The following is an 18,456-nucleotide window of genomic DNA, read 5'->3' as shown; positions in this document are numbered from 1 at the left end:
ATTTTCCTCCTAGTCTCTATGTCCTATAAGTACTTTATACAAAATACTTATAGGACATTTTCATAATAAGCCACAATTTAAATTAAAAGCATACATTTGTTTCTGATACTTTAAATTTCTCTACATGTCCGCAGGTCACTAGTAAAATTAAAGTAATAATCTTCTCCAAAAGCATGCCTTACTTTATATTATTCAATTTTAATCAAATATAAAAGAAAGAGAATAATTATTCTCTTTCAACTTAATACTACCCTTATTTAAATTATTCTACATATATTTATGCTAATAATTTCTCTGCTTGTTCTTTTAATAAATCAATTTTACTTTCTGCATCTACAACAGAAAAACTATAAACATCAACAAAGTTGTAGAAATAATTAGCAAAAGCTATTCTTTTACTGCGTTTTATTTCTAAATTTTCTCCTATTTCTTCTAAAAGACTTACTTCTTTTTCATCATATTCTCCGTCAATAAGCGCAAGCCCTATCAATTCAAAATAAATGATATTTCTTTTTCTTTCAGAAGAATCTTTTAATGTTACATATATAGAATTTAAGTCCAAACAGTCTGGTATTTCATTTTCTTGTAAATTCAATTCTTCTAGATAATCATAAAAAAGATTTTTTTCTTCTTGTGCAAAAGTATTATCTGAATTTGCAATACTCTTAACTAATTGCATAAATGCAATTCCTTCATTTTTATTTAACTCATTTAAAAACATAAAACCCCTCCCAGATTTCTTCAAATACTAATTTATTATATAATACTTAATTTATATTATACAAATAATTCCCTAAAAATAATATATTTTCTAAATATATATTTCTAATATTGTGATTTTTAGAATTCTGCGCTTATTGAAAATAATCAAGTTAATATATTTATTATCTAGTCTACTTTTAGTACTGCCATAAATGCTTCTTGTGGAACTTCAACTGATCCGACCTGTCTCATTCTCTTCTTTCCTTCTTTTTGCTTTTCAAGTAATTTCTTCTTTCTTGAAATATCTCCACCATAACATTTAGCTAATACATCTTTTCTCATAGCTTTTACAGTCTCTCTAGCAATAATCTTAGATCCAACTGCAGCTTGAATTGGAATTTCAAATAACTGTCTTGGAATTATTTCCTTTAGCTTTTCTGCTATGCCTCTACCTTTATGGTAAGCTCTTTCATCTGGAACTATCATTGATAATGCGTCAACTACATCTCCATTTAATAAAATATCTAACTTAACTAGCTTAGTTCTAGTATATCCTTTAAACTCGTAATCTAATGATGCATAGCCTCTAGTCCTAGACTTTAACGTATCAAAGAAATCGTATATTATTTCATTTAAAGGAATATCATAGTTTACAACCGCTCTAGTTTCTTCTATGTATTGAATGTCAATATATGTTCCTCTTCTATCTTGACATAATTCCATAACTGCTCCAACATAATCTTTTGGAGTAATTATTGATGCTTTAACTACTGGTTCTTCCATATAATCTACTTCTGTTTGAGGCGGAAGATTGGTTGGATTTGTTATTTCCAGCACTTCCCCATCTGTTTTTATTACTTTATAAATAACTGATGGCGCAGTAGTTATTATGTCTAAATTAAATTCTCTTTCAACTCTCTCTTGAATTATTTCCATATGCAGTAAACCTAAAAAACCGCATCTAAAACCAAAACCTAATGCAATTGATGTTTCAGGCTCAAAGCTTAGTGCTGCATCATTTATTTGCAGTTTTTCTAGAGCTTCCCTAAGCTCATCGTACTTTGCTCCATCAACTGGATATATTCCTGAATAAACCATCGGTATAGCAGGTTTATAACCTGGAAGAGCCTTATCTGTTGGATTGCTTGCATCAGTTATAGTATCCCCAACTCTTGCATCTCTAACATTTTTAATTGATGCCGTTACATATCCAACATCACCAGCACTTAATTCACTAATTGGAAGTACTCCTGGAGTAAATACTCCAACTTCGGTAACTTCATAAACTTTATTAGTGGCCATTAATTTAATTTTTGTTCCAATTTTTACTCTTCCATCCATTACTCTAACGATACATACAACACCTTTATAGCTGTCGTAGTAAGAGTCAAAAATTAATGCTTTTAACGGAGCTTCTTCATCTCCATCTGGTGATGGTATAGTTTTAACAATGCATTCTAAAACATCTCCTATATTAAGTCCTGTTTTAGCTGATATAGCAGGTGCTTCCTCGGCATCAATTCCTATTACATCTTCTATTTCTTGTTTAACCTCATCTGGCCTTGCAGAAGGCAAATCAATTTTATTTATTACTGGCGCAATTTCCAAATCATTATCTAAAGCTAAATAGCAGTTAGCTAAAGTTTGAGCTTGAATCCCTTGAGTTGCATCAACTACTAATATTGCACCTTCACAAGCTGCTAAACTTCTTGAAACTTCATAATTAAAATCTACATGCCCTGGAGTATCAATTAAATTAAGAATATATTCTTCACCATTTTCTCTTCTATATACAAGCCTCGCTGCTTGAGACTTTATTGTAATTCCTCTTTCTTTTTCTATCTCCATATTATCTAGAACTTGTTCTTCCATTTCCCTTTTAGTTAAGGTTCCTGTAGTTTCAAGCAATCTATCCGCAAGGGTTGACTTACCATGATCAATATGTGCTACTATTGAAAAATTTCTGATATGTTTTTGTCTTTCACTTTTCATATGCATAACTGTTTTTATTGAGCAAAAACAGTCCTTTCACCCCCGTTATAATTAAATCAGCTAAATTATAACATATATATATTTAAAATGGCTATTAAAACTTTAAGCCTTATCTAAGTTTATATAGTTATCAATTCTAAAATTTTATGTTTCCAAGTACTTCTTGAATCTTTTTTATATAAATTGATTCACCACTTATTTTAAATTCTTCATTACCTAATCTAACCAATATATCCTTATCAGGTTCCTTGTAAATTTTTAAAAATGAATTATCCTTGATAAAATTTGAGAAATCTTCTCCAAACTCTTCGCTTACAAGTTTATAATTTTCACTAGTATTTCCAAGAGGGGATAATGCCTTCGTATTTATAATATCAATTTTAATTACTCCAACTAAAATACAACTTAGTAGTAAAAGGGTTGGCAAAACTTTTTTTAATACATAACCTTTAAAATTTACCTTCAATCTATGAACACCTCTTCAAGTTTTATAAATTTTTATTTGTATTCTTCCCACTTTAAAAAGGTACTATTCACTACATCTCAGAACAAAAGTGTCTGTGCCACTCTTTAGGCTAATTCTCTGATTTTATCAGCTTTTCAATCTTCAAAAATTTTATACTTTTCTGGATAGGAAGACAGAACAAAAAGAGAAAGCAATCTGTTATACAGGGTGCCTTCTCTTTCTGCCTATCTATTTAAAATTTCCGCTATTACTCTAGCCATACATTCTGCAGTAACCTTTGATTCCTCTGGAGTGTTAGTGTGTGAACCAATTTCAAAAAGTAAACATCCATCGCTCTTACTCTGATTAAATGCATTTTTTCCTCTGTGGTAGGTTAAAATTTTTATTGGTAATGTCGGAAATAATTCAGCTGTCTTATTAAATACTTTCTCTGTAAGTTCTTTATTTTTAGCATATCGTGTACTATTTTCAGCATTAACAAACATTATTTTAGATGCACTCATACCATCAACTTCTGTTGTTGTAGCTGCTTTATCTTCTACTGAATCCCTATGCAGATCTATTATCATTTTAAAATCCCCATATTGTTTTAAATACTTATCAACAGTTTCTCCAGATCTTGTATAACTATCATTATATGATATACAGTGATTAGTTTTATCATGTATTACTGAAATTCCGTAGTTTTCTTCAAGTTCGTTGGCTAATACATCTCCAACTCCAACTACATTAGTATCTTCATTTAAACTATCCGGCTCTGAAGCATTATAGTTTTCTGTTGTATGACTATGATATATTAATACTTCTGGCTTTGATTTATTAATTTCTTTCTTTAAGCTCGGATCATAAATTTTTGTATTTTTACTATCATTATTAACTGATAACTTTTGAATACTATCATCACTTATTTGAAATGGGTTAAATGAAAAAGTTGATTTATTTCCACTGCCATTCTCTCCAGCATTAAATAAACTAATCTCATTCTCTATTATTCCCTTGTAGCTAAGATTATTTAACCCTAAGACTTGAAGGCACACATTTTTTAGGGAAATCTTATTTTCAGCGTAAGTTCCTTCATCATAGACTTGGGACTCAATAATAGGCATTCCTAAATTTAAAAGTTGCACATAAGCAAAAGCTCCTCTTTCCTTATTATTATTTAAAACATTGCCCAATCTTACAAATAGAATACTTATAAATACAATGAGTATTATTAAGCCTATATTAATATTGGGTCCTATCTTTATTCTCTTTCTAATGTCACCTTTTTTTCCTCCTCTGCTCATATATGTCACCTTAATCCCCCCTTGTACTCCTTATATTATATTAATGAATTTACATAATTATTCTAATTTAATTTTCATTGTGTTTAAGCATTAGTATTAAATCGTAGTAAAAAAGCTGCTCTAAAATAAATAACTATTTTAAAACAGCTTTACTTTTATATATATTGTTCAAAGTTATTACTCATCCTAAAAATTTATTAATTTCATCCATATCCATATTAGGCTGTACTGCCATATTTATTCCGTTAGCCACTATCTTGGATAATGAATTAATAATTAAGTCAACATCTTTTGGTGTAACTATCATATCTATACTATTTTTTGATGACATTACTTCTTTAATGAGTCTTTCCTTTTCACCTTTATCAAGTGACTTTAACATTTTATAAAAATCCTTTCCACTGGATGAATTACTTATTAATGAATCTAACACCAAATCTATTGTATCATTAGCAATTGTAATCGCATCCACAACAGTTGGAACTCCTATGGCAATAACCTTAACTCCTAAAGTTTCTTCATTTATCTGCTTTCTATTATTTCCAACTCCAGCACCTGGTGAAATTCCAGTGTCTCCAATTTGAATTGTTGTATTTACTCTTTCGATTCTCCTTGCTGCTAAAGCATCTATACATATTACTAAATCCGGTTTAATTTTTTCCACAACACCTTTTATTATTTCCACAGTTTCAATTCCTGTTATCCCCAAAACCCCCGGAGCTATAGAGCAAACTGGCCTTACCGAATCATCGATGGCCTCAGGCATCACAGTCTGCAGATGTCTTGTAACCATTATTTTTTCTGCTACCTTGGGACCTAAGGCATCTGGAGTCACTTGCCAATTTCCAAGGCCAACAATTAATATATTTTTTTCAACATTAATCTTAATTAATCGTTCTAAAACTTCTGACAGAACCTGAGAAACTCTATCCATTGTTTCTCCATCATAAGGTGTAAAATCAGGTATATCTATAGTTATATAGTTTCCTTTTGGCTTTCCAATTTTTTTGGCACCTCCTTCATTTTTTACTTTTACAGTAGTTACTTTAATATCACTTTCACTTTCCTCGATTACTTCAATTCCATCTATATCCACCTCATCCTTGTGTTTTTCTTTATAAAGCTCCCTTGCTTCGAGTACTAGATCTGTCCTAACATTTATCATAACAACACCTCATTCTAAATTTAGTCAGTATTATTTTTCCTTTTTCTTTGAATTTAATACTTGAATTACATAACTTCTGATGCTATAATAAGGTTTGTTGAATATGAACTCGTACGCAGATTTCCCCAAAAACTGCAGAGACCCTATAAAAATTTAAGGGGGTGAATTAAGAATGGCAAATATAAAATCAGCAAAGAAGAGAATTAAAGTTACTGAAACTAAGACTTTAAAGAACAGAATGGTTAAGTCTGCTTTAAAGACTACTATAAAGAAATTTGAAACTGCTGTAGAAGCTAAGAACAACGAAGAAGCTAAAGCTTTATTTACATCAGTTGTTAAGTCATTAGATATGGCTACAACTAAAGGAGTTGTTCATAAGAATGCAGCTGCTAGAAAGAAATCAAGATTAGCTGCTAAGTTAAACGCTATGGCATAATCTTAAAACCCATCTAAACTAGATGGGTTATTTTTATATCTGTATATATTATTTTTTCACCGTAAGTGTATTAATAAGAAGAAATTCCATTTCCATAGTTTTATCTATTCCTGTAGATTTTAACTTTGTCTCTGTTTTTACACAAAGTTTAACCAGTTCTGCTAATTGTTTTTCTGTAAACCTATGGGTTTGACTTATTAATTTTTCGCATACAAATTGAGGCAGCCTGTATTCCGAGATAAAATCTTCTACTTTTTTTCCTATAGCTAATTTACATTTAATTTCATATAGTCTTAAAAAATGTTTTTGAATTGCACTAATTATAAGCATATGCTGATCTGATTTATATAAAATTTCCTTCATTATATCAATAGCTTTATCAATTTTCTTAATTGCAATTAATTCTACCAAATCAAAAATATCATCTTCATTTGAATTTAAAATCAACAAATCAATATCATCTTTTTTTATTTCCCGTCCATGGCAATATGATACTAATTTATCAGCTTCTCTTTTTATAATATCAAAATTATTAGGAACTTTTTCACAAAAATATGTTAACTCAACTCTACCAATTTGCTTACCCTTCTCCTTAAATATATCAGAAACCTTTTTTTGGTATTTGTCCTTTTTGAGTTTATCACAATACACTATTGGTAAAGCTTTTCCTAATGTATTCAACTTCTTGTTCTTATTTGGCCTATCTCGTTTGTCATTAAACAAATAATACATTATTAATATTGTGTATGATGGCAAATTCAAAACATAATCCTTAATATCATTATATATTTTAGTTCCTGTTGAATCGCTTTTCTCTTGTAGAAAGTTCGCCCTGTAGACAATTACCACTTTCTTTTCTCCCATAAAAGGCATTGTCTCACAAGCATTCATAATATCATTAAAATTAGTATTCATTCCATCTATTCTAATCAAATTAAGTTCTTTAAATTCTTCTTGTATTTCCCTTTTTACAATTAAATTTATTCCATCCTTAATAAGTTCCTCATCCAAACCGCAAAATACATATCCTTTTTGTACTTTACCTTTTTCAATTTCTTGTTCATAAACTTCGTAATTAATCAATTTAATTTTCCTCTCGTATAACAAATTACTGCTTATAAGAATTAATTATTTTTCTTAATAATTTTATATTATATTGCCATTTACTATAAATATCTTATTATTAACTCTATTCTCAAGGTTTATTATATCATATCCAGTGGGTACATTTTTAGAGCTTGCTACTTTCAATAAATATTTTTCTTTTGAAGTTTCTAAAATGTAATTCTTATCTTCTAATCTAATGTTACATATCCCATCGATATCTATCAGCTTACCTTTTCTATAGTATTTCGTTGCTGCTGTTGCTTTTGATAGTCTTTGTATATCAATTTGATTTTTATTAGCAATTAATACCCTTTGCCCCTTATAACTAACTAATATAGCGCCTTCCTTATAATATACTATATTGGGTATTGGACTATATAATTGAATTACTATTACAAAAATAGCTATAAGCGGAAGATAAATAAATTTTTTGTGTTTTTTCTTCACTAAATAAAAACTCAACATTAGTATTAAATAAAAGAAAACTACATATTCATTTCCATAGAACATTGGAAGTGAAAAATTCTCAATTATATTTAGAATCCAATCAAATACTTTTATTATATTTAAATTTAAATAGCTGCAAAAGTCAAACAGCTTTGGAAAGAAATACGTCAACGCTAATACATTGCCACTAATAACCATAAGATCTACTAGAGGTACTAATAGCATATTTCCGATAATAAAGTTAACAGAAAAATCTTTAAATATCAAAATTAAATAAGGCAATGTAAAAACTTGCGCACTTAGGGTTAGACTCAAAGGCTGCCTTAATTTAGCAGTAATTTTATACAATACATCATTAAATCTCTTATTAAACATAACTATTCCTAAAGTAGCTAGATACGACAAATGAAAAGAAATATTAAAAATGCTATATGGCTGAAAGATTATTAAAATTATAGCCGATAAACATAATGCCGATATAGAACTATTATTTCTCTTTAAAATATGTCCTCCTTCTACAGATGCAAGCATTACAAAAGCTCTAATGCTAGAATAATTATAACCCGTAAATATAACATATATAATAGTTGATAGTAATCCCAATTTGCTTCCCATAAAAATTCGCAAAAAACCATATACAATGGCAACATGAAGTCCAGATACACTTATACTATGAATAACCCCGAGATTTTTCATATCTTCCTTATCCTCAGGATCTAAAAAATCAGAATATCCGAAAGCAACTGATGCTATAAGTCCAGCCTTTCTTTTCCCCAAATTTTCTTCTAAGGAAGAATATATATTTCTCTTAATCTCATACAGCCTAGTAATAAAATCACCATTGATTTTACTAATTTCCTGAGGCTCTACTTCTCCCACAATCCCGTTATATTCATCTTTTATTCTTTTAACTTTCCCTATTATTTCATATTTGTCACCTACATAAAAATTTTTATTATTAGTTTTTAAAGTAATATTTTTACCTTCATAGGTAGCAATAACACCATAATTACTTACTTTAACTATTCGAACTTCACCATTTACTTTATCTGTAATTCCATAATAAGAATAATTAATAAAAATTCCCATAAGGAAAAATATAATCATTAGATAGCTAAAACTGAGTCCACAATAGTAGAACAAGCAAACAAAATAGAGGCTTACAATTAATATAGCAAGCCCCTTAAAATCTTCTTGTATTCCATAATAAATACAACTTATTGCTAGCGATAAAAAAATATAAACAATTGGATTACCTACATCTTCTATCTTTTTAGATAACATCAACTCACCTCATTAATGAGTTTTGCCACTTTCTAGCTAAAATTTCAAATATGATTAAAAATATAATAGATATCACTAATTCAATTATAATTATATCTCTAAGAAGTATGTTATAAATCAAAACAATACTGACTGTTGATATAATAGTCACTAGTAACGCTACTAAGCCTAAAATTAATTCTTTAGACATTCGTCTTATAGAAACATTACTATTAAATAATGTAAATAATAAAGTCCCAATAGATAAAATAATTAATGGAATTAAAGTTGCTTCCTTACCATCAACTTTATAAATTGAAATCATAGTCATTATACTTAGGATTAAAGCCCGAGTAAATACCTCATTACTACTAATATCTCGTCCATTTCTTAATAAAATAATTAGTGATAATGGAATGAATAAAACTCCATTTATAACAAGAACATTCCAAAAATCTAAACTTTCAGGTTGTCCCATAATAAGGCTTCCCATTAATACTAAAAGTTCTGTAAAAACAGTCATAAAATATATTTTGAAAGCTCTATCTATATTTTTATCGAAAACCCTAGAAAAAAATCTTAATTTAAAAAATCCATCTAAATAATTTTCTTTAATATAAACATCTGATACTTTTTTTACTATTGAAGATGCTTTACCTTTTCCAATACCAACATTAGATAGGTTAAGAGCAGGCAAGTCACCTAAAGTTTCACCTGTAGTTACAACTTTATGCCCATCTTTTACAAATAATGAAACAATTCTTGACTTAATTTCGGGATTAACTCTACAGAATACTCTTACTCTGGAAAGTAAATCTTTTAATTCTTGATGGTTTAATGAATCTAACTCTATTCCTGCTACAACTTGATTATTATTTCTTATTATGTTTGCCGCTTTTGCATTTGTTATTGCACTCAATTTACTTTCTTCTGTAAATAATATTGGCACTATAGCTTTATCTTTGATACGGTTTATGCTATTTTCAAGGTTTTCTTCAAGAGGATTTTCTAATCCCATTATTCCAACAAAAACCATATTGCTTTCAATATTTTCAGATCTAGATGGTTCATAGTTAAAATTTCTATAGGCAAATCCTTGAGTTATTAATCCTTCAATGGATAAATTCATATCTATTTCTTTTATTCCTGCTTTATACTCTTCAGTTATTTCTCTTTCAACGCCTTCTATCATAATATGTGTACATTGTTCTAAAACAGCATCTACATATCCCCTAGTATTAGCTCTATATCTTTTATCGAACTTACTTACAACTGTAGAAAATCTCTTGTCAGAATCCATAGGTATTTCTAATACTTTTGCATTTCTAGCATCTATAGAAGCCTTGTAAACTTTTTTCTTAGCTGCATAGTTTAAAAATGCAAGTTCATCTAATTCACCTTTTCCATTATTATCATCTGCGCTATATATTGCATTATTACATATTAATGATATTTCTATTATTCTATCAAAAGTTATTTCCTTTATATAAGGATCATCTGTAGATATTAAATTATTATTAATATATAACTTCTTTACAATCATTTCTTTTTTACTTATTGCGCCCACTTTATCTAAAAATAAAATATTTACATCTTTAATTAAATTAAATACAGAAAAATTTATTATTTCAATGTTCTCGTCTAAGAACTTTTTAGTGACTGCTCTAAAGACAAGCTTAGCAATTACAGCAATTGGAAAACATGCTAAAGCAAATAATGCTGTAGCTATATATCTTTTTTGAATATCTTGCCCTGAATATACGAAATAAGAACCTATAACAACAATTCCTAAGAAATATTTTAATAAATACTTTTCTAAAATACTTGATATCATTGCACCAAAATTATGCTTTCTATTACTTGCATATGTTAACATTGCAAGCATTCTTCCCAATTGTGTAAAGTTCCCAGTGGCAATTACTATTCCTAATCCACTACCTGATTTTATTACCGATCCTTTAAATAATATGTTCTTCATATCTGTAAGGGAAGCAATTGTTCCTTCTATTCTGCTTTCAAACTTTTCCTTATAAAAAGCCTCTCCCGTAATGCTCTTTTCATCTACCTTTAAATCATTAGCACTTATTATTCTTATATCTGCAGGAACAATTGAGTTAACAGAAAACCTAACTATGTCTCCCATTACTAGTTCTTCAGATTTAACAACTTTTTGTGCTCCATCCCTAATAACTATTGTATCAGCCGAATTTAACCTTTCTAAAGCACCAATTTCCCTATCTCTTTTTATAGAATGCCTTATAACTAATATTAAATTACATACTAATATAAATGCAGCTACCCCAGAAAATAAAAAATATTTGAATACAAGTAGTATTATTGCAATTACTATATATATAATTACAGATTTTTGCTTTAAAGCACCAAATATATGTTTATAAAGCTTATTTCCAGTTGGTAAATCAATTTTATTTGTTCCATATTTTTGGCTTAATTCCTCATAATCATTTTCACTAATTCCATTTTGTATATTACTATTTAATAATTCAACTATCTGAGTCCAAGAATTATTACAATATTTCTCCAAATGAACCCCACCATTCTTCATCTCTTCATTTTCTATTTCTTTGTAGTATAATTATACATGTTAAGGCATTAAAAGGCAAAACTTTAGCATATAATTATTTTTTCGTTACATTCTGATTTTACTTAATACCATATATCTATTATATTTAAATAGAATTAAAATTGTTAGAAAGCTTTAACTGATTGCACACTAATACCCATACCCCAAAATCCATGCTTTTTTATTTCTTTGTTTTAGGATTAAAAATCAGTGCCATAAAGTAACCAAAAAATATAGATGCTGTTATCCCTGCCGCTGCACCTTTAATTCCTCCAGTAAATGCACCTATTAATCCCGTTTCTTTTACCTCTTTAATAGTAGCTTTTGCTAATGAATTTCCGAAGCTTGGAAGAGGGACTGTAGCTCCTGCTCCACCAATCTCAACTAGTCTGTCATACCAGCCAAAGGCTCCTACAACTGCACCAAGAACAACAAATACTACTAATATTCTTCCTGGTGTTAATTTAGTAAGATCTATTAATATCTGTCCTATAACACAAATAATTCCTCCAATTATAAATGCACTTATATAATTCATAAAAAATCAATCCTTTCAGCTAAAATATATCTCTAAGATCTAAAAATTCATTTGATATATCAGTTTAATTCATCTCAATAGCAACTGCATGAGCTATACCTGGAATTGTTTCACCTTGCAAGGAAGATGTTGTACTCATAAGTGCACCAGTTGAAACTAATAATACTTTCTTAATCTCTTTTTTCATAAGTCTTTTATATAAATATCCCGTAAATACAACTGCTGAACAGCCACATCCACTTCCCCCAGACTGAGTATTCTGATTTTCATTGTCAAATATAATCTCACCACAATCTATATGTTGCTTCCTAATATTATACCCGAATTCTTCTATCAATTTATCTGTAAGTTCTTTTCCTATTACTCCCAAATCACCTGTTGCTATAATATCATAGTCCTCTGGCTTTCTTCCCGTATCTTTAAAATGACTTACAATAGTGTCAACAGCTGCTGGTGCCATAGCAGCTCCCATATTATTGGCATCTTTCTGTCCATAATCTTTTACTATTCCTGTTGTCACATAAGTTACTTCTGGAAAATCTCCTTCATGACCAAGAACCACTGCTCCCGAACCTGTTACTGTCCATTGCGCTGTTTGAGGTCTTTGCGATCCATATTCAAGAGGAAATCTAAATTGCCTTTCAGCAGAACTAAAATGAGAGGAAGTAGTTGCAACCACATGATTAGCGAACCCGCCATCCATTATGATTGATGCTAAGCTTAATGATTCCGACATAGTAGAACATGCTCCATATAGTCCAAAAAATGGAATGCTAAACTCTCTAGCAGCAAAGCTAGATGAAATTATTTGGTTTAATAAATCCCCTGAAAATAAATAATCTATATCTATTTCCTTAAGCTTTGCTTTTTTCAAAGCTTCGGATATAGCAGTAAACATCATTTGGCTTTCTGCTTTTTCAAAACTTTTTTTTCCTAAGGTATCATCGTCCAATATTTCGTCAAAGTATTGGCTTAAAGGTCCTTGACCTTCTTTGGGTCCTACTATTGAATGTGTTGCTATTATTTTGGGTGGATGCTCTAATTTCACTGTTTGGCCACCTATCTTTTTATTATGGGTTTGCATATTAACCACTCCTCCTATATTTCAATGTTTAAAATAAAATTACATTTATAACATTTATCCAAATACCTAGTTAATCTTTAAATAATAGCTATTATGTAATATATCAAACCAATAATTACAGAACTACCAATTCCATATACTAGTACTGGTCCTGCAATTTTAAACATATTTGCTGCAACTCCAAATACAAAACCTTCTTTTTTAAACTCTATTGCTGGGGAAACAACAGCATTAGAAAAACCAGTAATAGGCACAACTGTACCTGCCCCTCCAAAATCAGCCAACTTTGCGTATGTACCAGTTCCCGTTAATAAAGCACCCAAGAATATCATCACAATAGGAACAATATTCATTACCTGTTCTTGACTGAACCCAAAACCAGCAGCTATGTTATAAATAAATTGGCCTACATCACAAATTAGACCACCAACTAAAAAAGCTCTTAAGCAATCTTGTAATATTTTAGATTTTGGAGCCGCATCACTTGCCATTGTTTTATACTTTTCCATAATTTTATTTTCATCCATACCATAACTATTACTAACCAAAATATTCACTCTCCTTTTTACCTATATACCTATTATTTTCAAATCCTTAAAAGTTAATCGTGTTATTTTATGGTAAACAGCAAAAATAAAGAGTAGATATTGTTTTAATCAATAATCAAAACAATGTCTACCCTTTATGCATTAGAATTATATAATAAAAACTTATAATTTTTATATTTAGAAAAATTTAATACAACTTATATAAATAGTGATAAGTTATTCTTCTAATTTTTTTCGCATTTCGATTAATACTTTCTTTTCAATTCTAGACACCTGAACTTGACTTATTCCAAGCATTTTGGCTACCTGCACCTGCGTCTTATCCTTAAAATACCGGAGCATTATAATTTGTCTTGCTTTGTTATCTAGGCTTCTTAGCGCCTCTTTAAGAGCTATCCTTTCAATAAGATTTCCATCATCAACACTTTTTTCACTTAATTTATCAATTAAAAGTACTGGTGACCCATCATCTTGGTGTATAGTATCATATAAATATTGCAAACTGTTAGAAGATTCTATTGCAAATAAAATCTCTTCCTTATCCACATTCGCATATTCTGCAAGTTCCTCTAGAGTAGGCGATCTCTTAAGCTTTTTAGTTAAAATTTCTTTATGAAAATGTATTTTTCTAGCTAAACTTTTAACATTACGACTTACTTTAATCATTCCATCATCTCTTAGAAACCTTTTAATTTCCCCAATAATCATAGGGACTGCATATGTTGAAAACTTAACATTATAAGTTAAATCAAAATTATTAATGGCCTTAACTAGCCCAATTGATCCTATTTGAAATATATCTTCATAATCATATCCTCTATTTAAAAACTTCTTGCTTATGGATGACACTAATGGTAAATTCATTTCTATTAATTTATTCATAGCATCAGCATCACCACTTCTTGCTAAAGCTAATAACTTTGGATTGCTGTCATAATCATAATCCTCTCGTTTTAAATCCTCTTTTTCCATATTATTTCACCTAACTTACCACGTTAAATTTCTTCTTAATTACCACCTTTGTACCAATTCCCTTTTCACTTTCTACCTCTAATTCATCCATAAATGTTTCCATAACAGTAAAGCCCATACCTGATCGCTCTAAATCCGGCCTTGATGTATACAATGGTTCCATAGCCTGCTCTATATTGTCAATTCCTACTCCTTTATCGCTAATTACGATGATTATCTCATTTTCATAAATTTCTGCCTCAATTCTAATTAATCCGTCTTCTTTATTTTCGTATCCATGTATTATTGAATTTGTAACTGCTTCAGATACTGCTGTTTTTACATCATTTATTTCATCAATTGTTGGATCTAATTGAGCAACAAAAGCGGCTACAGCAACTCTTGCAAAAGCCTCATTTTGAGATTTGCTCACAAACTCTATGCTCATTTTATTGTCAGACATGATAACCCCTCCATCTAAATGCACCTTACTGCTTCATCTACAGTATTAAAATTTTTAATTAACTTATATAAACCTGCTAGCTCAAAGATTCTATTAACATTTTTACTTGGTTCTGCAATACAAAGAATTCCACCTTTATTTGATAACTTCTTATACCTTCCCAGGACAGCACCGATTCCTGAACTATCCATAAAAGTTACTCCAGAAAAATCTAAAATTGCTTTTTCTATGTTATCTCTATCAATTCTATCATCAATTTTCACTCTAACTTCTTCGGCGCTATTATGATCTAACTCTCCATTGAGAGTAATTATTAGAATATTATTCTTTTTCTCAAAATTTAAATACATATAAATTAAGAATATCTCTACAAGTTTCCACTTAATAAACTCTAATTAAAAGTTTATTTGTATTACTAAGGAATGAATAAATTCAAAAAATTATAATATTTTAGGTATATAATAATTTGAATTTTAGTATAATATTTTGAGATATTCTGTTTTCACCTCCTCATAAACTCTCTTTCACCCTTTTACCATATTTTAACATAGTATTTTATTCAACGTCAAACTATTTATTACATTTTATTCTATATATTATTTTTTAACTTTAATTTCAGGAAAGCATAATCATCCAAAACATTTTACTAAAGGCATATAAAAAATAAAAGATATCTTTGCTTAATTTTAATAATAGGCAAAGGCATCTTCTATCTATCTTATATTTAGTTTATTAAATTACTTATACATAAATATACTAGTTATATATTACTTTTTCTTTTTTATATTCTTATATTTTGAAATTTCATTTTCTATTTCCTTATAGAAGTTTTTTACGGATTCGCCTTCATCAAGTATCAATACCTCGATTGCATCTTCTAACGTTTCCATAGTATAGATATGAAATTTTCTTTTCTTGACATCTTCCTCAACTTCACTTCTTAAAATTAACTCATCAACATTAGTACTTGGTATTAATACTCCCTTATCATTAATTTTATCTATAATACTGCATACTCTATGAAAGCCTTCGATTTTTTCATTAATGCCACCTATTGGTTGAATTTCTCCAAATTGATTTATAGATCCGGTTACAGCAATATTTTGTCTTATTGGTCTCTTACTAAGTGCTGATAAGATGCAAATAATTTCTGCAACAGATGCACTATCTCCCTCAACCATTCCATAAGTTTGTTCAAAACTCAATTGTAAATCTACTGGCAGCTTTTCATATGGACTTATTAAATTGCTCAATAAACCTCTTAGCGTACTGATCGATTTTTCATGAATATTTCCACTCATTTTGCACTCTTTATGAATATCTATAATTCTGCCTTCACCTATATGGGATAAACACGTTATTCTCATAGGCTTACCGAAGCTATAAGCGCCATCGCCAACTACAGCCAATGCATTAATTATTCCTACTTTAGTTCCATTTGTAGTAATTAGTATCTTTTTATTTTTGTAATTATCCATTATATCTTCTAAAATCTTTTCATCTTCGTAGGCAACTTCAATTATATCCTTCTTTTCAATATTGCTTCTTTCTTCTTCTTTTGCATTAGTGTTAGCTAAATATAATAATTTATTAATATAATAATCATCTATAGATATTTTATTTCTTTGCCCTGTAACTCTAGATAAATACTTTATTATTTCATTAAGCGCATCATCAGTTATCTCCAATAAATTATCTTTTTTTATTTTTTCCTTAATCATAGATACTATAGTATTTCTTGCACTATTGCTATATTTAAGTTCAACATCCGCCTCAATCCTAATTGGAAATACTCGCTTAAAATCTTCATCATTATCATATAGTATTTGAAAACTTTCATAATCACCTATTATAATAACTTTTAAGTTAATGGGAATAGGCTCTGGCTTTAGCCCCGCAATAGAGATCACCTCTAAATAGCTTCTAGTATAGCTATAGCTTACCTTTTCATGAATTAGCGCCTTTTTTAAATAATAATAGCTTAATCCACTGCTTATTAGAGAACTTAATCTTAATATTAAGCATCCTTCATTAGCTTTTAGCAAACTTCCTGCTGTAATCAAAGATATATCCGTGCTATATCCGCCATTATTATTTCTATACTCAATATTCCCCATTAAATTTCCAATTGTAGGATCCTCTTCATAAATAACATTTGGATGACTTGCATTAGAGTTATCAACAATTACATTTATAGCATACTTAGAAAATACATCTTTTATTGACTCCTCATCTTCCTCTAAATTTATTGTATAACAATCAACTATTTTCTCTTCTAGGTCATCATACATTTGTAATAAATATTTATAAACTTCATCTTGAGAAATAAATTGCAATAATAAATCATCTTTATATTTTTGCATATTCTTTTTTAAATAATCTCTATAAAGACTCTTAAGTTTTTCAATTGATTTAATTTCAATATCTTTTAATGCTTCTAAAATAATTTCTGCTTCTTTTTTTAATTTTGATGCCTGTTTTTCGATAGTTTCTTGGGTGTCAGTCTCCAAATTTTCGTAATCATTTTGAGTCATTTCATCTCCTTCATCTTTTAAAGGAATAAATACAAATCCACCACTAGTTGCTTTAACATCAAAATTTTTTGTTTTTGCCGAATCCATAAGCTTAGTTATATAATTATTTCTTTTTTCACTTATATCTTCAATTATACCTTCCTTCTCATCGTCAGCAGAGCTTGTATAAAAACTTATTATACATTCAAGATATTTCTCTTTAAGCTCCTCTATCATTTCTTTTAATAAATTACCTTTACCATTAGGCAAAAATAAGGCAATTGGGTTTGATTGTTCTTGTGACATAGCATAACAAATATCCTTAGGTGGCGGAAGATTCTCATAAATGCTCTTAACATATTCCACCAATCCACTTAATTTTTCCTTTGAAAATGAATCTACATAATATATATTGTATCCATCTTTTTCAATGCTCAAGCTCTTTTTTATTTTATTTAAAGTCGAAGCAAATTCGGGTATTCTGTTAATCTTGCTTTTCTTAATTGTATCTGTGCTAGACGCACAAAAAATAATTTCACTTGGAGTTAATTCTTTCTTCATATTTTATCCCACTTTGAAATTATTCCTGTTTATAGATAAATAAACATTCCAAAGCAGACTCCTCCCTAAATTGATAGTATATAATATTAATATTCTTCAAATAGTAAAATAGATATATTTTTTTACAAACAAAAATTTAAATATCTGAATATTATAAATAATCAATGTACAGATTAGACTTATGTGGTAACTTACCGAAATCATAAATATTTTTATTCCTAAGAACTATGAAAATATCGCTGAAGGTTCTAAGTTACAGGTTGTGCCCACTTTAGCATGTTCCCACTTTCAGTGTGACAAGCTAAAGTGGAACAACCTACAACTAAGAACCTTTAACAGCTCATTTTCAA

General features: G+C 29.1%; 16 protein-coding genes. 1 reads left to right on the top strand and 15 read right to left on the bottom strand.

Going from position 1 to position 18,456, the window contains the following annotated elements:
- Positions 1-277: 277 nt before the first annotated feature.
- The 5 genes from COL3_RS27735 to gpr all read right to left on the bottom strand — a co-directional run bounded on the left by COL3_RS27735 (position 278) and on the right by gpr (position 5,611).
- Positions 278-721 carry a hypothetical protein gene (locus tag COL3_RS27735; RefSeq protein ID WP_008429670.1) on the bottom strand — a complete coding sequence of 148 codons (444 nt, stop codon included), beginning with the start codon at positions 719-721 and terminating at the stop codon, positions 278-280.
- 167 nt (positions 722-888) lie between these two features.
- The gene (gene lepA / locus COL3_RS27730; RefSeq protein WP_008429672.1) at positions 889-2,694 is read right to left on the bottom strand and encodes a translation elongation factor 4; all 1,806 of its coding nucleotides are present in this window, start codon (positions 2,692-2,694) and stop codon (positions 889-891) included.
- A gap of 136 nt (positions 2,695-2,830) precedes the next feature.
- Positions 2,831-3,160, bottom strand: a complete 330-nt coding sequence (locus tag COL3_RS27725) for a hypothetical protein (RefSeq protein WP_008429673.1) — start codon at positions 3,158-3,160, stop codon at positions 2,831-2,833.
- 224 nt (positions 3,161-3,384) lie between these two features.
- Positions 3,385-4,446, bottom strand: a complete 1,062-nt coding sequence (locus COL3_RS27720; protein ID WP_180278005.1) for a stage II sporulation protein P — start codon at positions 4,444-4,446, stop codon at positions 3,385-3,387.
- A gap of 181 nt (positions 4,447-4,627) precedes the next feature.
- Complete coding sequence (gene gpr / locus COL3_RS27715) at positions 4,628-5,611, bottom strand: GPR endopeptidase (RefSeq protein ID WP_008429678.1); 984 nt, start codon at positions 5,609-5,611, stop codon at positions 4,628-4,630.
- A gap of 172 nt (positions 5,612-5,783) precedes the next feature.
- Between gpr and rpsT the strand changes: the two genes are divergently transcribed.
- Positions 5,784-6,047: a 30S ribosomal protein S20 gene (rpsT, locus tag COL3_RS27710; RefSeq protein ID WP_008429680.1), complete on the top strand. Its 264-nt coding sequence runs from the start codon at positions 5,784-5,786 to the stop codon at positions 6,045-6,047.
- Positions 6,048-6,095: 48 nt separating this feature from the next.
- On the opposite strand, the gene holA is transcribed toward rpsT, so the two are convergent.
- From holA to COL3_RS27660, 10 genes are all read right to left on the bottom strand, one after another.
- Positions 6,096-7,130, bottom strand: a complete 1,035-nt coding sequence (holA, locus tag COL3_RS27705) for a DNA polymerase III subunit delta (RefSeq protein ID WP_008429682.1) — start codon at positions 7,128-7,130, stop codon at positions 6,096-6,098.
- Positions 7,131-7,193: 63 nt separating this feature from the next.
- Entirely contained in the window at positions 7,194-8,885 is a 1,692-nt protein-coding gene (locus COL3_RS27700; RefSeq protein WP_008429684.1) for a ComEC/Rec2 family competence protein, read from the bottom strand.
- 4 nt (positions 8,886-8,889) lie between these two features.
- The gene (locus tag COL3_RS27695; RefSeq protein WP_008429685.1) at positions 8,890-11,409 is read right to left on the bottom strand and encodes a cation-transporting P-type ATPase; all 2,520 of its coding nucleotides are present in this window, start codon (positions 11,407-11,409) and stop codon (positions 8,890-8,892) included.
- Between the two features lie 220 nt (positions 11,410-11,629).
- The gene (gene spoVAE / locus COL3_RS27690) at positions 11,630-11,986 is read right to left on the bottom strand and encodes a stage V sporulation protein AE (RefSeq protein ID WP_008429687.1); all 357 of its coding nucleotides are present in this window, start codon (positions 11,984-11,986) and stop codon (positions 11,630-11,632) included.
- A 64-nt stretch (positions 11,987-12,050) separates the two neighbouring features.
- Positions 12,051-13,070 (bottom strand): stage V sporulation protein AD, encoded by a 1,020-nt coding sequence (gene spoVAD, locus COL3_RS27685; RefSeq protein WP_008429690.1) that lies wholly within the window; start codon positions 13,068-13,070, stop codon positions 12,051-12,053.
- Between the two features lie 77 nt (positions 13,071-13,147).
- Positions 13,148-13,597: a stage V sporulation protein AC gene (gene spoVAC / locus COL3_RS27680; RefSeq protein WP_035284588.1), complete on the bottom strand. Its 450-nt coding sequence runs from the start codon at positions 13,595-13,597 to the stop codon at positions 13,148-13,150.
- Positions 13,598-13,834: 237 nt separating this feature from the next.
- Positions 13,835-14,590, bottom strand: coding sequence for an RNA polymerase sporulation sigma factor SigF (gene sigF / locus COL3_RS27675; protein ID WP_008429694.1), 756 nt, complete (start codon positions 14,588-14,590; stop codon positions 13,835-13,837).
- A 10-nt stretch (positions 14,591-14,600) separates the two neighbouring features.
- Positions 14,601-15,032, bottom strand: a complete 432-nt coding sequence (gene spoIIAB / locus COL3_RS27670; RefSeq protein ID WP_008429696.1) for an anti-sigma F factor — start codon at positions 15,030-15,032, stop codon at positions 14,601-14,603.
- Positions 15,033-15,046: 14 nt separating this feature from the next.
- Positions 15,047-15,382 (bottom strand): anti-sigma F factor antagonist, encoded by a 336-nt coding sequence (gene spoIIAA / locus COL3_RS27665; protein WP_008429698.1) that lies wholly within the window; start codon positions 15,380-15,382, stop codon positions 15,047-15,049.
- 417 nt (positions 15,383-15,799) lie between these two features.
- Positions 15,800-18,106 carry an AAA family ATPase gene (locus tag COL3_RS27660; protein ID WP_008429701.1) on the bottom strand — a complete coding sequence of 769 codons (2,307 nt, stop codon included), beginning with the start codon at positions 18,104-18,106 and terminating at the stop codon, positions 15,800-15,802.
- Between the last annotated feature and the right edge of the window lie 350 nt (positions 18,107-18,456).

The organism is Clostridium sp. LS, assembly GCF_002760435.1.
Taxonomy (GTDB): domain Bacteria; phylum Bacillota; class Clostridia; order Clostridiales; family Clostridiaceae; genus Clostridium.
This window is presented reverse-complemented; position numbering and strand designations above follow the sequence as displayed.

Excerpts from the sequence above, each read along its gene's own strand:
- COL3_RS27700 (WP_008429684.1), bottom strand. The coding sequence starts at position 8,885 with ATGTTATCTAAAAAGATAGAAGATGTAGGTAATCCAATTGTTTATATT.
- lepA (WP_008429672.1), bottom strand. The coding sequence starts at position 2,694 with ATGAAAAGTGAAAGACAAAAACATATCAGAAATTTTTCAATAGTAGCA.
- spoIIAB (WP_008429696.1), bottom strand. The coding sequence starts at position 15,032 with ATGTCTGACAATAAAATGAGCATAGAGTTTGTGAGCAAATCTCAAAAT.
- spoVAC (WP_035284588.1), bottom strand. The coding sequence starts at position 13,597 with ATGGATGAAAATAAAATTATGGAAAAGTATAAAACAATGGCAAGTGAT.
- sigF (WP_008429694.1), bottom strand. The coding sequence starts at position 14,590 with ATGGAAAAAGAGGATTTAAAACGAGAGGATTATGATTATGACAGCAAT.
- spoVAD (WP_008429690.1), bottom strand. The coding sequence starts at position 13,070 with ATGCAAACCCATAATAAAAAGATAGGTGGCCAAACAGTGAAATTAGAG.
- spoVAE (WP_008429687.1), bottom strand. The coding sequence starts at position 11,986 with ATGAATTATATAAGTGCATTTATAATTGGAGGAATTATTTGTGTTATA.
- rpsT (WP_008429680.1), top strand. The coding sequence starts at position 5,784 with ATGGCAAATATAAAATCAGCAAAGAAGAGAATTAAAGTTACTGAAACT.
- COL3_RS27735 (WP_008429670.1), bottom strand. The coding sequence starts at position 721 with ATGTTTTTAAATGAGTTAAATAAAAATGAAGGAATTGCATTTATGCAA.
- gpr (WP_008429678.1), bottom strand. The coding sequence starts at position 5,611 with ATGATAAATGTTAGGACAGATCTAGTACTCGAAGCAAGGGAGCTTTAT.
- spoIIAA (WP_008429698.1), bottom strand. The coding sequence starts at position 15,382 with ATGTATTTAAATTTTGAGAAAAAGAATAATATTCTAATAATTACTCTC.
- COL3_RS27720 (WP_180278005.1), bottom strand. The coding sequence starts at position 4,446 with ATGAGCAGAGGAGGAAAAAAAGGTGACATTAGAAAGAGAATAAAGATA.
- COL3_RS27660 (WP_008429701.1), bottom strand. The coding sequence starts at position 18,106 with ATGAAGAAAGAATTAACTCCAAGTGAAATTATTTTTTGTGCGTCTAGC.